Source organism: Candidatus Microthrix parvicella Bio17-1 (assembly GCF_000299415.1).
GTDB classification, from domain to species: domain Bacteria; phylum Actinomycetota; class Acidimicrobiia; order Acidimicrobiales; family Microtrichaceae; genus Microthrix; species Microthrix parvicella.
In genome coordinates this window covers 716,423-732,067 of the sequence record NZ_AMPG01000002.1, presented here as the reverse complement: position 1 = coordinate 732,067, position 15,645 = coordinate 716,423, and the positions used below count along the sequence as shown (strand labels likewise).

At 68.0% G+C, this 15,645-nt stretch carries 15 protein-coding genes; 11 read left to right on the top strand and 4 right to left on the bottom strand.

The window, feature by feature from the left end; genetic code table 11:
* Nucleotides 1-13: 13 nt before the first annotated feature.
* On the bottom strand, nucleotides 14-1,270 hold the full coding sequence (locus tag MPARV_RS0111520) for a polysaccharide deacetylase family protein (protein ID WP_020378346.1): 1,257 nt from the start codon (nucleotides 1,268-1,270) through the stop codon (nucleotides 14-16).
* Nucleotides 1,271-2,473: 1,203 nt separating this feature from the next.
* Here MPARV_RS0111520 and MPARV_RS0111510 point away from each other — a divergent pair.
* Entirely contained in the window at nucleotides 2,474-3,211 is a 738-nt protein-coding gene (locus MPARV_RS0111510) for a rhomboid family intramembrane serine protease (protein ID WP_162143555.1), read from the top strand.
* An 8-nt stretch (nucleotides 3,212-3,219) separates the two neighbouring features.
* Here the strand turns inward: MPARV_RS0111510 and MPARV_RS21270 are convergent, their stop codons facing one another.
* Nucleotides 3,220-3,669 (bottom strand): SRPBCC family protein, encoded by a 450-nt coding sequence (locus tag MPARV_RS21270; protein ID WP_012222670.1) that lies wholly within the window; start codon nucleotides 3,667-3,669, stop codon nucleotides 3,220-3,222.
* A 68-nt stretch (nucleotides 3,670-3,737) separates the two neighbouring features.
* On the opposite strand from MPARV_RS21270, the gene MPARV_RS24765 reads away from it, so the two are divergent.
* Genes MPARV_RS24765 through MPARV_RS0111480 form a run of 5 tightly spaced genes read left to right on the top strand, consistent with a single transcriptional unit; the run spans nucleotide 3,738 to nucleotide 8,830 of the window.
* Nucleotides 3,738-4,667, top strand: a complete 930-nt coding sequence (locus MPARV_RS24765; protein WP_020378344.1) for a hypothetical protein — start codon at nucleotides 3,738-3,740, stop codon at nucleotides 4,665-4,667.
* Entirely contained in the window at nucleotides 4,658-5,368 is a 711-nt protein-coding gene (locus tag MPARV_RS24760; RefSeq protein WP_012222674.1) for a DUF4129 domain-containing protein, read from the top strand. Before MPARV_RS24765 ends, MPARV_RS24760 begins: the two co-directional genes overlap by 10 nt.
* Complete coding sequence (locus tag MPARV_RS0111490) at nucleotides 5,365-6,570, top strand: DUF4350 domain-containing protein (protein ID WP_012222676.1); 1,206 nt, start codon at nucleotides 5,365-5,367, stop codon at nucleotides 6,568-6,570. The genes MPARV_RS24760 and MPARV_RS0111490 overlap by 4 nt, the downstream gene beginning before the upstream one ends.
* Nucleotides 6,482-7,504 carry an AAA family ATPase gene (locus MPARV_RS0111485; RefSeq protein WP_012222678.1) on the top strand — a complete coding sequence of 341 codons (1,023 nt, stop codon included), beginning with the start codon at nucleotides 6,482-6,484 and terminating at the stop codon, nucleotides 7,502-7,504. The genes MPARV_RS0111490 and MPARV_RS0111485 overlap by 89 nt, the downstream gene beginning before the upstream one ends.
* A gap of 3 nt (nucleotides 7,505-7,507) precedes the next feature.
* Complete coding sequence (locus MPARV_RS0111480) at nucleotides 7,508-8,830, top strand: DUF58 domain-containing protein (RefSeq protein ID WP_012222680.1); 1,323 nt, start codon at nucleotides 7,508-7,510, stop codon at nucleotides 8,828-8,830.
* Here the strand turns inward: MPARV_RS0111480 and MPARV_RS0111475 are convergent.
* Nucleotides 8,808-9,887 (bottom strand): stage II sporulation protein M, encoded by a 1,080-nt coding sequence (locus MPARV_RS0111475; RefSeq protein ID WP_012222681.1) that lies wholly within the window; start codon nucleotides 9,885-9,887, stop codon nucleotides 8,808-8,810. The genes MPARV_RS0111480 and MPARV_RS0111475 overlap by 23 nt on opposite strands.
* Nucleotides 9,888-9,944: 57 nt before the next feature.
* On the opposite strand from MPARV_RS0111475, the gene MPARV_RS0111470 reads away from it, so the two are divergent.
* The 5 genes from MPARV_RS0111470 (at nucleotide 9,945) to MPARV_RS22740 (ending at nucleotide 14,586) form a co-directional block, all read left to right on the top strand.
* The gene (locus MPARV_RS0111470) at nucleotides 9,945-10,868 is read left to right on the top strand and encodes an RDD family protein (RefSeq protein WP_157789574.1); all 924 of its coding nucleotides are present in this window, start codon (nucleotides 9,945-9,947) and stop codon (nucleotides 10,866-10,868) included.
* A complete protein-coding gene (locus MPARV_RS0111465; RefSeq protein ID WP_155852197.1) occupies nucleotides 10,868-12,118 on the top strand; it encodes a cysteine desulfurase family protein in 1,251 nt (416 codons plus the stop codon). The genes MPARV_RS0111470 and MPARV_RS0111465 overlap by 1 nt, the downstream gene beginning before the upstream one ends.
* On the top strand, nucleotides 12,115-13,203 hold the full coding sequence (mnmA, locus tag MPARV_RS0111460; RefSeq protein ID WP_020378341.1) for a tRNA 2-thiouridine(34) synthase MnmA: 1,089 nt from the start codon (nucleotides 12,115-12,117) through the stop codon (nucleotides 13,201-13,203). The genes MPARV_RS0111465 and mnmA overlap by 4 nt, the downstream gene beginning before the upstream one ends.
* 79 nt (nucleotides 13,204-13,282) lie before the next feature.
* A complete protein-coding gene (locus MPARV_RS0111455) occupies nucleotides 13,283-13,966 on the top strand; it encodes a hypothetical protein (protein ID WP_012222689.1) in 684 nt (227 codons plus the stop codon).
* Nucleotides 13,963-14,586, top strand: coding sequence for an RDD family protein (locus MPARV_RS22740; protein WP_020378340.1), 624 nt, complete (start codon nucleotides 13,963-13,965; stop codon nucleotides 14,584-14,586). The genes MPARV_RS0111455 and MPARV_RS22740 overlap by 4 nt, the downstream gene beginning before the upstream one ends.
* A gap of 57 nt (nucleotides 14,587-14,643) precedes the next feature.
* Here MPARV_RS22740 and MPARV_RS0111445 read toward each other — a convergent pair whose 3' ends face one another.
* Nucleotides 14,644-15,633 (bottom strand): hypothetical protein, encoded by a 990-nt coding sequence (locus tag MPARV_RS0111445; RefSeq protein ID WP_031278330.1) that lies wholly within the window; start codon nucleotides 15,631-15,633, stop codon nucleotides 14,644-14,646.
* Nucleotides 15,634-15,645: the final 12 nt, after the last annotated feature.

Here is a 15,645-nt window from a genome sequence, read left to right as displayed (position 1 = left end):
TCGCAACAGAACCTCAAGCTCCCTCGGGAGCGCGGGTGCCTTGCAGGCCATCAGCCGCGGTATCTCCATTCGTTGGGATGTCGATGTGACCGGTGGGTTCGGCTCTCATGTTGTTGAGGTAGTCGGGTGTTTGCAGCTCGAGCCAGTCGACCACGACGGTGAACGGCACACATTGGACGTCGGGTCGCAGGCACGCGTCTGCCATGAAGTCGGCGGTAGCCGGGTTGAAGGCGTTGCCGCTCCAGTTGTTGAAGTGGTTTGCGATCACCAGCGGTGCACGATTTCCAGCGAGGACAGAGGCGAGGACCGTGTCGTAAACCTCGGTGGTTCGAGCCCGCATGGCGGGGGCGACTTCGGGTCGGTCCTTGCCGCCGTTGAACCTCAGCCACAGGTTGTAGTCGAGGGTGAGGGTGCGGTCCCCGTTGAAGTAGACCGTTGAGATCGGAAACTCCCACAGACCGTCGTCGTGAGTGGGCCATTCGACACCGGTGGCGATGGCGCTTGAGTCGTAGCGGTAACCCCGATCGGCCAGCGCCGGTATCAGCGCCTCCCGGTTGTATTCCAGACATGGTGCCCGGAACCCCTCGACCGTGTTGGGATCGGCGAGGAGTGGCTCGCCGATCAGCTCGGGTGCACGGTCTTTGGCGCGTTGGAAAAGCGAGGTGAACTGGTCCAGTTCTTTGCCCCACTGAGTCGCGGTCCAGGTGGCTCCAACCTCGTTCGAGGTGCCTTTGCACAGGTGCCCGACAGCGTGGCTGCCCAGTTCGTGTCCCTCGTTGACGGCCCGGTTGAGGTTGGTCAACAGGGTGGCCAACTGCTCGTCGCTTTTGGAGAAGGCGACGTCGGCCTTGCCCGGCTCGTTGCCGGGCGGGGTGTAGTCGGTCCGTGATGCCTCTGGGACGAAGTAGGTGCCGGTCATGAATACCGTGAACGTCGCCTGCGATGCTTTGGCGGTGTCGAGGAAAAGCCGCCAGCGGTCGGCGTAGCCTCCACCGTCAAAGGAGAATATGACGAATTGGGGCGGACGCTCACCGGTGGTGAAACGGCGCATCCACGGCCGTTCAAGGTCATCTGCTGAGGCTGATGGATCTCCGGTGGTAGACGTGGGGTCGGCTGCCCACACGGACCCGGCTCGTTCGTTGGTGAGCGGTAGCTGGTCCGGCTCAGAACGCAACGAACCGACGAGGCCGACCACGAGAACAGCCACCGCAACGCCGACCAGCGCAGCACGCCAGGCGCGGAGCCGCACGCCCGGAAACTTCAAGGCCATCGGGCCTCTAGGGCGTGGGTCCGCCGTTGCATCTCCACCGAAGGATGGCCATTTGGGCGCCGGCAACGGCGCCGCCGGTGATGCCGGTTTCGACGAGCCAGGTGACGGCTTGGTTGAAGCAGCTGCCGGCTGGGACATCGGAGCACCCGTGGAGACTCGACCGGGTGCAGGACACCCCTCCCGGGGGCGGCTCCACCCGGGGGTCGAGCCGCGACCGTCTCGAGTTGATGGGGACCGCCGCCCAGCGCCGTCATTGCTGCGTTGATCGAGGCTTGTCCGTCCGGACTTGAGATATATGAGAAAGAGTCCGTGGTGGGGTGCGTGCCCATCAACAACAACTTGCCGTCATGGGGAAAGAATGAGGGGTGCCCGAAATCGCCCCCGATGAGGTCCATGGTCCATGCGGGGTTGAGATCCAGTTGCCCATCGGTCGAACGGACGCTGTCGGCAGAGTTATGCCAAACGCTCCCGCCGGTCACCCTGCCGCGGTGGAGGAAGGCCTGACGCGAATGGTCTGGTGAGACGAAAAGCGCGTTGGACATGAGTTGCTGGGAGGACCCGTAACCTTTTGCCGGATCTACATGGGCTCTCGGGTGTGGTGCCATCACCCTGTAGAACGACACATCAAATATCGGCTGATCGAGCACCCGCCTGATTGCTGTTCCACCCGATGCCCGTGGGGTCGAGACCCGCCGTCCAGTTGGAGGCCCACGTGCTCGACCAAGGCGACACCCACCAGAGATTTTCTCAGACGAAACTCTATGGCTTCTCCCTCGAAAGCTGAACGTCAACTCTAGCTCTGGCCCGGCGCAGTTGCCTGCGTTGGTGTTTGCAGTGTGAACGACGCACGACAACGGCGAGTAAGCAGGAGTTCATATTGGCTGGTGTGTCAAGGGCGTCACCGGCGGTTCTTTGGTGTTGACCGTCACCTGGGTTTGCTTCGCACGGCCGCTGCGTTCACCTACTGCCCAGTCGGTTCTTGGCTCGCCAGATCGGCGCGCTGAACCTGCTTTCCGTCGGGACCCACACGGGCACGGCGCTCCAAGGAAGCCTCTCAGCAGCGACCCGACCGATGGGCGCCATCGGCGTTCGTGCGCCAAGCTTGAGCGTCCCATGGAATCCACCGCCACCTGCACCCGCCACCCCGACCGAGCGGCCGCCGTTGCGTGTCAACGCTGCGATCGACCCATCTGTCCGTCGTGCATGACGTCGGCCTCTGTCGGCTTTCACTGCCCAGACTGCCTCCGAAGCGGGGCACAACGCACCTTGCCGGTTCGGCGGGCCGACGATCCCATCGCCACCAAGGTCATCATCGGGCTGAACGTGGTTGCGTTCGTGGCTTCGGTGATCTACTCCGCCAACCTGCGGGGTGTCGAGGCCTGGTACGTGTTTGCCGACGACACGGCGTCGGTGGCGGCGGGGGAGTGGTGGCGGGTGATCACCGGCGCGTTCCTGCACGACGGCCCGTTCCACCTCGCGATGAACATGCTGTTTATCTGGGTGTTCGGCTCGGCGCTGGAGGCCCGCCTCGGCAAGGTCGGCCTGGTGGCGTTGTACATGGCGGGCCTGTTGGGTGGCGCCTTGGGCGTGGTCTGGCTGTCGAACCCACTTGGCGTCCCGGTGGGTGCGTCGGGCGCCGGATTCGCGTTGATGGGCGCGCTGGTGGTGCTGCAGATCACCCAGGGGGTGAACCTGTGGAGTTCGGGTTTGGGTGGCCTGGTGTTGTTGAACGTCGTCGTCACATTGGCGTTTCGGGGCTCGATCTCGGTGGGTGGCCAACTCGGGGGCTTCGTGGCCGGCGTGGTTGCGGGCGTCGTGCTGTTTGCCGCTCCAAGGTCTCAGCTGCCGAGATCGGCCCGGGTGGCCATCGTGGGTGCGGGCGCCGTGTTCCTCTTCGGACTCACCATCGCTTCGGCCTCGGCCAGGATGGGTGCGATCTAGGCGGGCGTTTAGACGGCGGGGCCGGCGTCGACGAGGCGGGCCAGGTTGGACAGGTTGCGTCGCCACACCCACATGAGGAACGGCCTGGCGAGCACTTGGGCCGGCGGCCCGCCAAACCACCACGGAAACTCGAGTTGCTCGCTCCAGCGCACGGTGGTGCCGCCGCCGTCTCGGGGCTCGAGCGAGAAGACGCCGGTGCCGGTGACCGCACCCTCGTGACGCACCGCCATGCGCTGCTCATCGACCCATTCGGTCACCACCATTCGGTCGGTTGTTCGGAACGGACCGACTCGGGTCGCTGCGAAGAAGATGGTGCCCTCCCCGGAACGCCGGCTGCCCTCGAAGCGGATCGACACGGCATCCTCCATCCAGCGGTCGTGGTGACCCACGTCGGCAAGGACGCCCCAGGTGGACGCCACGTCGGCTTTCACGTCGACGGTCAGTTCGATTCGACTCATGGTCCGCAAGGTAATGCCACCTGGCCGGTGGGCGGGAACACCACGGCGGGAGGTCATACTTGACCTGCGTGAGCCCGACCGTTCCAGCCTCCAGCCCCGCTCAGCCGACCACCCATGCTCCGGGCGATGAGCCGGCCACCGTTGGATTCGTGGTGGGGCCCATGGGGTTTGTCGAGAAGCTGGACGGGGCCTTCGGGTTTCTCCGCATCGAGTTGGGCGCAATGCTGGCAGGAGCGGCGGTTTTGGTGCTGCCGCCGTCGTTGCTGGCACAACTACTGGCCGGACGGACCACGGCCTTCACCGTGCTGGGAGCCGACCTGAACAACGACCCCACCGGCACCGGCGCCGGGTCGGGATGGAACGGGCTCGGGTCGGTTGTTGTCAGCCTGTGGTTGTCGTTGGGCACCCTGGCGCTGGGCGTTTATGCGGCGCTGCTACTCAGGCGGCGCCTGGCGGGACAACCGGTGGAGGTGCGCTCGCTGTTGCGAGGCACCGCCCGGCGCATGGGCGGTGGGCTCGGGGCGTGGGTGCTGCACCTGGTGGGCCTGGGCATCGGCTTTGCGGTGTGCGGCATCGGCGTGCTGGTCCCCATGACCTGGTTTTTGGTCATCGGCCCGGTGATCGGCATCGAGGACGGCGGATGGCGGGCGGTGGGCCGGTCGATGTCGCTCACCCAAAGTCGATTCTTTGGCACCATGCTGGTGGTGGTTGCCTCGACCTTTCTCACCGCATTGCTGGCGGTGGTGCCCAGCGGTGTCGTCGACCTGGTCGTCAACATGCTCGCCGGCACCACGCTTCCCACCGATTGGGAGTGGGTGCCAAGAGCGGCGGCGGGTCTGTTGGCCACGGCGGCTGCCAGCACGGTCGCCGTCTCGGTGGCATTGACCTCCTACGTCGACCTGCGCTGCCGACGGGAGGGCTGGGACCTGATGTCGAGGATGGTCGACGAGTTTCCCAGTGCCCCGACCACCCAGGCTTCGAGTGCCCCATGGGCCTGATTTCCCGGCTGGGCGACGGCCCCCCTCCGCCCACACCGGACGAGGTGCGCGAGGCGTTGGCGAGGGTGGTGCCGGCACGCTCGATCATGGACCGGCTTCTCGAGCCGGTTCGAGCTTTTGTCAGGTGGATCTTCGACAGGCTGCCTTCGCCCGATATCGGTAACCCCAACTTGCCCACCGGGGGTGTCAGCGCACTGGGCTATCTCATCATCGGCGTACTCGTCGTGGTGTTGATCGGGGCGATGGTGCTGGTGGCGCTGCGTTGGGTGCGACTTCCCAAGGGTGGCGAGGCCGATGAGGTCGGCCCGACGGTGACCACCGAGGAACTGGATGACCCCGGGGCGCTGGCCATCGAGACCGACCGGCTCCTGGAGGCCGGACGGTTCAGGGAGACGTTGTTGGCGACCTACCGTCAGTGCGTGGCCGAATTGGTGGTGCTCAATCGGGTGCCCCGTTCCCGCTCGCGGACCACCGGCGAACTGCGTGCCGATGTGGCGGCCGGCCTCAATGACGTGTCGGGGACGTTTGGTGAGCTGACAGGAGCTTTTGAGGACGCCTGGTTTGGGGCCTACGAGGTGAACCGGTCCGATGTGGAGGCGGCCCGCACCCGGGGTGCCGAGGTGACCGCCGCGGCCAAGGCCGCCGGTCGGGCCCCCAGCAGCATCGACGAGTCGACGCCTGTGGAGGTGGTTCAGCTGTGAATCGGCGAGCCGGGCCGGCCGTTGCCGGGGTGGTCGTGGTGGCGCTGGCCGTCGTCGTGGTGGCGGGCAGGGGCGGTGGGGGCGGCGCCCTCGGCCCGGACGAGAAGGGCCCTCGTGGCCTGTCGATCACCGTCGACCTTGCGGAGCAGTTGGGCACCCGGGTCACCGTGATCGACGCAGGCGACCCTGTGATCGGCTACGACGCAGTGCTGGTGCCTTCGGCCGGGGCGACCCAGCCCGACCAGGCGCGGCGTTGGACCGCTGCGGCAGAGGCGGGCGCCAGCATCGTGCTGGGGCAGCCGTCGGACCGCATTGGTGCCGACATCGGCGACTACGAGCCGGTTGACCCGTCGAACGAGCCCGGCTGCACCGTGGACGGGCTGCGATCGCTGAGCCAGCCACGCAACCCCGGGGAGCCGGTGGTGCCGGGGCCGTCCGACGAGTTCTGCTTCGGGTACCCGACCGGGGCACAGGTGGTCGTGAGCCGGGTGGGGCAAGGACGGATCGTGACGCTTGGTGGCACCAGCCTGTTTGAGAACGCCTCGCTGTCCGAACGCCTTGAGCCAGGCCAGGACCCCACCGCCGACAACCTTGTCGACAACGGTCCGATGCTGGCGGCGCTGACCGACATGGGCCGAGGCTCGACGCTGGCCATCGTTCGTCCGTTTCGTGCCCCGACGGGCGAAGGCGGCGACCAGAGTCCGTTCGAGTTGTTGTCGGCAAAGTGGCGGGGCGCGCTGATCCAACTCCTGCTGGCCGCGCTGCTGCTGGCGGTGGCCCGGGCACGCCGGGTGGGTCGTCACGTGGACGAGCCGTTACCGGTGTCGATCGCCGGTTCCGAACACACCGAGGCGGTGGGCGACCTGCTGCGCCGCCGTCGCGACCCGGCCGGCACCGCCACGCTGCTGCGGGCCCAGATCCTGTCGTCGGCCCGGCGGCAACTGGGCATCGACCAATCGGCCGCTGACCCGGCCGTGTCCCGGGCTGTGGCCCAGCGACTGCAACGGCCTCCCGAACAGGTTGATGCATTGCTGATCAGCTCACCGATCAACACCGAGTCGGCGCTGGTGCGCCTGGCCAACGACCTCGAAGACCTCAGAGGAGAACTCACCCATGGAACCACCGTCAACCGACCCCAACGGGCCGGGCCCGACCCCAGCGGCCGCCTCCCTCGGAACAGCGGCCGAGCGCACACCCCATGAGGCGGTCTCCGCCCTGCGCCAGGAGGTGGGCAAGGTGGTGGTGGGCCAGGAGGGCTCGCTGGCAGGACTGGTGACCGCGCTGCTGGTGCGCGGCCACGTGCTGCTGGAGGGGGTGCCGGGCGTGGCAAAGACCCTCATGGTGAAGACCCTCGCCGCAGCGCTCGACCTGGAGTTCTCACGGGTGCAGTTCACCCCCGACCTGATGCCCGCCGACGTCACCGGCCAGATGGTGCTCAAGGCCGACGGCGCCTCGTTTGAGTTTCGTCCCGGGCCGATCTTCACCAACCTGTTCCTGGCGGACGAGGTCAACCGAACGCCGCCCAAGACCCAGTCGGCGCTGCTCGAGGCCATGGAGGAACGTCAGGTCTCGGTGGAGGGCACCAGCTACCCACTGGCCGATCCCCATATCGTGATCGCCACTCAAAACCCGGTGGAGTATGAGGGCACCTATCCGTTGCCGGAGGCCCAACTGGACCGGTTCTTGATGAAGCTGGTGGTGGGTTACCCGTCTGAGGAACAGGAGGTGGAGGTGCTGATGCGCCACCACACCGGCCTCGATCCCCATGACGTGCGGGCCGCAGGCGTGCGGCCGGTGGCCACCTCCGCCGACCTGATCGCGGCGCGGTCCGATGTGGCCAAGGTGGTCGTCGAGCCGCCGGTGATGGCCTACGTCGTGGCGCTGGCTCGTGCCACCCGGAACCAGCCCTCGGTGCAGCTGGGTGTTTCGCCCCGGGGTGCAGCGGCCCTGTTGGCCGCATCAAAGGCGTGGGCGTGGCTGTCGGGCCGGCCGTACGTGACCGCCGACGAGGTGAAGGCGGTGGCTCGACCGGTGCTTCGTCACCGCATCATGGTGCGTCCGGAACTCGAGCTGGAGGGGTCGACCGCCGACGGCATCCTCGACGTGGTGCTGTCCTCCGTCCCGGCGCCCAGGTAACCCGTGTTTCCTGTTCCCACTTGGCGACTGGCGTTGATCGCGGCTTCGCTGTCCGTCGTGGTGGTCGTGGTTGCGCCGGCCAACGCTGCGGCGGCGCTCAGCCTGCTGGTCGGCGCCAACCTGGTGCTGGGCGTGGTGGCCGTCGGAGACTTCTTCGCCACCTTGAAGCCCAGCAGGTTGGAGGTGAGGCGCGTGTTGCCCCCCACGGCCACCCAAGGTCGCGAGGCACCTCTGGTGTGGCGGCTGACCAACCCGACGAGGGCCGGGGTTCGGGTGACCTTCTCCGACGAACTGCCGCCGTCGCTTCGAGCCGCCGACAGGCGGGCCACCGTGACGGTGGCGGGCAGCGCCACGGTTGAGGTTCGAACCACCATCGAGCCGGTGCGGCGCGGCCACATCCACCTGGGGTTCATCGGCCTGCGGCTGCGCGGCCCGCTGGGGCTGGTCGGCCGCCAGGGTCGGGTGGAACTGCCCGGAGAGCTGCGGGTGTATCCGCCGTTCCGTTCACGGGCGGAGGCCGAGCTGAAGATCAATCGCGCCCGGTCGCTCCAGCTGGGGCTGCGCACGGCCAAAGGTCTGGGCGCGGGGACCGAGTTTGAGAGCCTGCGCGAGTACGGGGTGAACGACGACTTTCGTCGCATCGATTGGCGGGCCACCGCACGGATGGGCAAGCCCATCGTGCGCACGTATCGCACCGAGCGCAACCAGAACGTGGTGGTGCTGTTGGACAATGGGCGGGTGATGGCGGGCAAGGTGGCCGGTGTGCCCCGGGTGGAACACGCCATGGATGCGGCGATGATGCTTGCTGCCGTGTCCACCGGGGTGGGGGATCGCTGCGGCCTGGTCACCTTCGACACCCGGGTGCGATCGGTGGTGGCGGCCAGCCGACGAACCGACCAGGTGATGCGCCTGACCGAGGCGATGTACGCCCTCCAGCCGGCCTTGGCAGAGTCGGACTACGTCGGGGCCTTCGCAACGACGGTGGCGCGGTTCCGGCGCCGGGCACTGCTGGTGGTGTTGACCGACCTGGTGGAGCAGGCGGTGATGGAGGCCTTGATCCCGGCGATGCCGCTGATCACCCGCACCCACATGGTGCTGGTCGGCGGAGTTCAGGACCCCGAGGTGCTGGCCTGGTCACGACAAAAACCGCTGGAGCTTGAGGACGCCTACCGGAAGACGGCGGCGCTGGCGGCGCTGGCCGAACGCGAACGCACCGCCCGACGCCTGCGGGCGTTGGGCGCGCAGGTGGTCGATGCCCCGGTCGGCAGGCTGTCCGGTCGGTTGGCCGACGCCTACCTGGGGCTCAAGGCGCGCGGGGCGCTGTAGGAGCGGGGGTGCCGGCCACGATGCCGGAGGTCAGCTTGTCCGCTCTCGCGAGGTCGGCGCGTTCGGACTCCCAAGGATCGGTCGCGTCATCCGAGCGGGCCTGCGCCAGCGCAGCGGGCCCGAACGCCAGCACGTGCAGCACCGCCGCGGCCAGGGCCAGGACGCCGATGAGGATGCGGACCGCTGCGGGCAGCCCTGACGGGGTCACCAGCGCCTCGATGAACCCGGCCACCACAAACCAGATCGCCAGGCCAACCACGATGGTGACGCCGTTGCGGGCCTCGCTGGTGATGGCCTCGGTGCGGCTGCGATCCTCGCCAGGAGCCAGGATCGCCCATCCCAACTTCAGGCCGACCGCGCCCGCCACGATGATGGCCGAGATCTCCAAAAGCCCGTGAGGCAGGATCAGGCCCCAGAACGTTCCGGCAGCGTCGTTCTGGTGCATCAGCGCACCCACTGCACCGAGGCTGAAACCGTTGGACAGCAGCACAGCGACGGTCAGCGTGCCGGCGGTTGCGCCGCCCGCCAATGCCAACAGGCTCACCTGGATGTTGTTGGTCTGCACCTGGGCCGCAAACTGCCCTGCGCCCTGTGAGCTGTAGTACTGCTCGAACTCGTGATTCGCAATCAACTCCTGCTGTTCGGGGGAGATGGTGACGTCGAGGGCCTCCGGCGAATTGTTGAACCAAATTCCGGTTGCGAGAGCTGAACCAAGGAGCAACAGCGCCGACATGGCGATGGCCCGCCGTGCCTGCACCACGGCCAGCGGAAAGCCGACCGTGAAGAACGACACGAGCGCCCGCTGGGCCCGAGCCCGTCGGCCGTAGATCACCTGGCGGGCGGCGGCCACCCGGGAGCTCAGGCCGCCGATCAGCACCTGGTCGCGATGGTTGGTGCGAACGTGGCTGAGGTGGGCGGACGTCAGCTGATAGAGCCGGAGCAGTTCCTCGGTCTCATCCAGGCTGAGGCGTCCCGGCGCCACCTGGGCGCGGCCGACCAGCTCATCGAGTCGGGTCCAGGTGGCCCGGTGGGCGGCGATGTAGCGGTCGACATCCACCCACCCAGCGTACCGGTGGCGGCTCTCGTTGGGGTCCTGGCCGGTAACCTGAGGCGGGTGAGCCCCGTCCCGCAGTTTGCCGATGTCAGCCGTCGTGGTCTGGCTGCGGACCCAAACACCGTGGTGACGCCCGAGGCGGTGCTGTTGAGCCAGCCGGTGGCCGGTATCCCCAGTCGCCTGCTGGCCCGCCTGCTCGATACGTTGCTGCAAGCCGTGATCCTGTTGATCTTCGGCATTGCAGCACTGATCGTGTCCAATTCGTCCGGGACCGTTGCCGCCTACCTGTTCTTCGGATCGTTCCTGGCGGTGCTCGTCGGTTACCCGGCGGCGTTCGAGGCGTTGTGGCGGGGCCGAACCCCCGGCAAGGCTGCGGTTGGGTTGCGGGTGATCTCAGGCGAAGGCGGTCCGGTGGGATGGTCCGAGTCGCTCATGCGTGCCATCGCCGGCTTGGTGGAGATCTATTTGACCATCGGTGCCTTGGCGATCATCGCCTCGTTTTTCAGCCCGAAGGCGCAGCGGCTGGGCGACCTCATGGCCGGAACGTTTGTGGTCAGCGACCAGGCATCGGACAAGCGGCTTCAACCGGTGGTGTTCCCCACGCCTCCCGGTCATGGCGAGTATGTCGGTCTGTTGGACGTCGCACGGCTGAGTGACGCCGGTTACGGCATGGTGCGGGAGGTGCTCCTGCGGCTGGGCGCCCTCGATCCGGCCACCCGCCGGGCGATCACCAACGAACTCGGTCATCGCGTCGTGGCGCGCATCGGCATTCCGGTACCCACGTGGATGACGGCCGAAGAGTTTCTGACGGCCGTGTGTTCGGCCTATCAGCGGCGTCAGGGCGGTTTGGCCGCAGTCGGGTTGGGAGACTACGAAACGGCGGTCACCAACCCGGCCGGCGGGTGGGCCGCCCCCAGCGGGCCACCGCTGTGGACCGGCGCCGCGGTCAACCAGCCGGTGGCGGTCGGCGGATGGAGCCCATGATGACCGGTGCCGAGCACGAATCAACCATTGCGTCGGACGAGGAGGACGTGCCGGTGCACTACCTCGATCATGCCGCCACCACGCCGCTTCGACCGGAGGCCGCCGAGGCCATGGCACGGGTCACCCAGGGCGATCTGTGGGCCAACCCATCGGGCGGTCACCTGATGGCCCGCCGCGCCCGTCGCGCCGCCGACGATGCCCGCGACGAGTTGGCCGAGTTGTTTGGCGCCCGGCCCTCGGAGATCGTCTTTACCTCCGGCGGCACCGAGGCCGACAACCTGGCCGTCTACGGCACGGTGGGGCATGGCGGCCCGAGGGAGGGCCAGGCCGTGCTGTGCTCCGCCATCGAGCACCCGGCGGTGCGTCAGCCGACCCGTGATCTCGGTGGTGTGGAGGTGGCCGTCGATGGCCGGGGACGGGTGGACCTCGATGTTCTGGAGGCGACGCTCAGCGCGGCGACGAGGGCCGGCACCACGGTGGGGTTGGTCTCGGTGATCCTCGTCAACAACGAGGTGGGCACCATCGCCACGCTGAATGCGGTGGCCGATGTGGTGCGCCGTCATGCTCCGGAGGCGATCCTGCACACCGACGCCGTGCAGGCCCACCAGTGGCTGGACGTTGCTGTGTCGGCGGCTCGGGCCGACCTGATTTCGGTGGGGGCACACAAGTTTGGCGGCCCAAAGGGCATCGGACTGCTGGTGGTGCGTGACGGTCTTCACCTGTCGCCGCGGGCGGTTGGGGGCGGTCAGGAGCGCGACCGTCGTGCCGGCACCCTCAACGTGGCAGGGGTGCTGGGGATGGCCGCAGCAGCCCGGGCCACCGCCAACCATCGCGACGAGGACCTGGTGCGCATCGCCGCGCTGCGTGACCGCCTGGCCGACGGGCTTTCGGCCGCCATTCCCGGCCTGATCGAAACGGGTGTGGCGGCCGCCACCGCCGATCAGCGTGCCGCCACCATGTCCGACCGGTCGAGCAAGGTGGCGGGCAACTGCCACGTCTGCCTGCCGGGAGTGGAGACCGAGGCGCTGCTGTACCTGTTGGAGCGGGCGGGCATCATGGCCACGGCGGCCTCGTCGTGCGCAAGCGGCGCACAGGAGCCGTCGTACGTGGTCGAGGCGCTGGGCCAGCCCCGTGAGGTGGCGCTCGGGGCGTTGCGCCTGACGTTGGGGGCAGCGAGCACCGACGCCGACGTGGACGCCGCCCTCGTTGCGGTGCCCGCGGCGGTCGAGCGACTGAAGCTCTTCTCGTGAGCGCTGCGCCGGCCACCGAGCGCGTGCTCATGGCCATGTCCGGAGGCGTCGACAGCTCGGTGGCCGCAGCCGAACTGGTGGAGAGCGGCGTTGAGGTGGTGGGGGTCACGCTGAAGCTGTGGGGTGGCGAGTCTGATTCGGGCTGCTGCTCGGTGAGCGACGTCGACGATGCCCGTCGCGTGGCCGACGCGCTGGGCATCGAACACCTGGTGTTCGCGCTTGGCGACGACTTTGAGCGGGCGGTCGTGGGTCCCTACGTCGAGGCCCACGCGCAGGGCCGCACCCCCAACCCGTGCGTGGAGTGCAATCGACACATCAAGTTCGACAAATTGTTGCGGCGGGCCCGGGCACTGGGCTTCGATGCGGTGGCCACGGGTCACCATGCACAGATCGTGTCCACCCTCGACGGGCCCCGGCTGGCTCGGGGTGCCGACGACGCCAAGGACCAGTCCTACGTGCTGCACATGCTGTCGGCCGACGATCTGGCGCGAACCCGCTTTCCCATTGGGCATCTGACCAAGGACGAGGTGCGCCGCCGCGCCGATGCCCTGGGCATGCGCACCGCCCACAAGCCCGACTCCCAGGATGTGTGCTTCATCACCAGAGCCGACGGACGACGAGCGTTCCTCGAGCGTCGCATCGACCTCACGCCGGGACGGGTGGTGACGGCGGACGGTGCCGAGGTGGGCACCGTTCCGGCCCTGGAATTGATCACGCCCGGCCAGCGCAAGGGGCTGGGTCTGCCCGGTGGCGGCCGGCGTCGTTACGCCACCGCGGTCGACCTGGATGCGGGCACGGTCACCGTTGGATTCGAAGCCGACCTGGAGGTCACGGCGCTGAGCCTGTCGCAGCCGACATGGGCCGGTGGCTCTCCACCGGAGCGCGGTGCCCGGGTGCAGGTGCAGACTGCCGCCCACGGCGCCGTTCGCAACGCTGCCTGGGACGGCAACGACCGGGTCGTCTTCGACCGGCCGGAGCGTTACGTGGCCTCCGGACAGTCGGTGGTGTTGTATTCCATCCCGCTCGACGGCAACGCACAGGTGGTGCTCGGCGGCGGCATCGCCGAGCAGGCTCCCGGCCCGTAGCGATCGCCGTTCCCGGCGACGGGTTGCAGACACCCCCGGAGGTTGCCGCACTTCCGGCCGTCAGGTGGCAAAGTGTTGTGTGGACGGTGATCAGGGATCTGGAGGCGGGTTGTTTGGCCGGGTGACCTCGGCGGTCACCGGTGCGCTCGACCTCAACGAGATTCTGTCCGGCATCGATCTCAACGACCTGCTGGACCGGCTCGACCTCGACCGGGTGTTGGCCCGCATCGATGTGGGTGCTCTGATCGACCGCATCGACATCAATGCGCTGATGGAGAAGGTGGACGTCGACGCATTGATCGCCCGGGTCGACGTGGACGAGGTGGTGGCGCAGGTTGACGTGGACGCGGTGGTCGCTCGGGTTGACGTCGACGCCGTCGTCGCCAGGGTCGATGTGGACGGCGTCGTTTCCCGGGTCAATGTGGACTCGATCATGGCGGCGGTCGATATCGACGCGTTGATGAAACGGGTGGACATCGATGCGTTGTTGACCCGGGTGGACATCAACTCCATGGTCGGCCGCATCGACGTTGATTCATTGGTTCAGAACACCGAGTTGGGCGGCATCATCGCCAAGTCAACCAGCGGGGTGGCGTCCGAGGCCCTCGACGTGGTCAGGGCACAGGGCGTCGGCCTGGACGGCTTCGTCGATCGGTGGATGGCCCGACTCCTGCGGCGAGACCGATCGGGGCTTCCGAAGGGGCCCCCGTTGTTGGTGCCCGACGATGCCGGCGCCGCCGCGGCGCCGGGGGAACCCCGATGACCACCTTCGTCCCATCCGGCACCGGCCTTGGCGCAGCGGTTGGTCCTGACGCCCAACAACTGGCCGTGACCCGCCAGGGTCACTATGCGGGGCCGGTCACCCGGCTGGTGGGATATGCCGTCGACCAGGGCATCGTCAACGGGCTGTACACCGTGACCCTGGCCTTCCTGGATGCCGGGAATCGTGCGATCAACGGGCAGGCATCGGATTTGAAGATCCCGACGGCGGTGGCCACTGTGGCCTACGCGCTGTGGTGGTTGGTGTATTTCACCTATCCGTGGGCGGCCAGCGGACGTACCCCGGGCATGGCGCTCTTCGGAATCCGGGTGGTGCGCACCGACGGCGCCGTGCTGTCCCCCGGCAAGGCGCTGGTTCGAGCGGTGACGTTTCCGCTGGGGTTCGTCACGTTCGGCTTCGGGTTCCTGTGGGCGCTGGTCGATGGGCGGCGCAGGACCTTGTACGACGTGCTGGCCGGATCATCGGTCGTGTACGACTGGGACGCCCGGGCCGCCCGCCTGAGGTTCCTGGCCCGCAACAGCGCCCCCGCCACCGATGAGGTGCAGGCTTCCTCACCCACTTCGCAACCGGCCCCGTCACAGGGTGCACAGCCGGGCGGATAACCGACACGGTGCAGACCGTGGCGCCCGTTTCCGCCATTCGAAGTTCTGTGTTGTTGGTCAGCCTTGACCAAAGCCGACGCGACGCGCATCCAGCAGAAACTCGGCCGGGCGGGAGGGGGTGAACAGCACCGCCGACGTTTCTCTGGGCACGCCCATGCGGACGTTCTGGAGACGGTCGCTCAGGCTGCCAGGGGGGTTGTCGCCGTGAGTGCGGTCGCTCGGTCGGCTGAGCGTGATCACCTCGGTGGGCCCATCGGTTCGCAACTCGACCGCCAGCCCCAACGCGCCTCCGCTGAGATCGACCCGTTCGCTCGCCGGAGCACCGTCGGGGTCGGGCCCGGCAGGGTTGGTGGCAGCCGGAGCGACGCTGAGCGTCCGGTTGCGGGCGAAGAGCACCGGATCGGCCAGGGCGAGGGGGTCCACCAGGGTGAGTCCCGCCGGCACGAAGACGACGTATCGCTGAGCGAGTCGACGCGTGACGGCCCACAGCCAGGCGGCGAACAGGATGCCAATCAGCAATGCCGGAATCCCGAGTGCCCAGCGCCCAGCCGCCAGCGCCGCCACGGCGCCAACGGGCAGACCGACGCCGGCCAGCCACAGGGGACCAATCGTCACCACCAGCGCGCCGGGGCAACGAAGGCCGTACCGACGTTCAGCGCCGTAGCTGTCGCCGTTGAGGAAGTACCTGCCGATCGACGGCAACATGATGAGGGCTGCCGCCACCACACCCGTGACGAAACCAACGACGGCCAGAATCGTGGCGGTGTCGCCCGCCACCAGGATGCCGTCCCCCGCGGCGAGCAGCAGCCCGATGGCGGTGGCTGCCGGGGCCAGCGGCACCAGCAGACGCAACAACACCAATGACTCCGGTCGCACCAGCGCAGAACACACCAGCACCATCGCCCACAACAACCAGCCAACGGTGGCGAAGGTGACCGTCGAGGCGGCTGATGCTCCGTCGAGGGCCGCCGCAGGGCCGGCCCAGGCCAGAAACGGCAGCGTGAGCCAGGCGAACCGCACGATCCAGAGAGGTGTAGGGGCATCCATCGCTCAAGATTG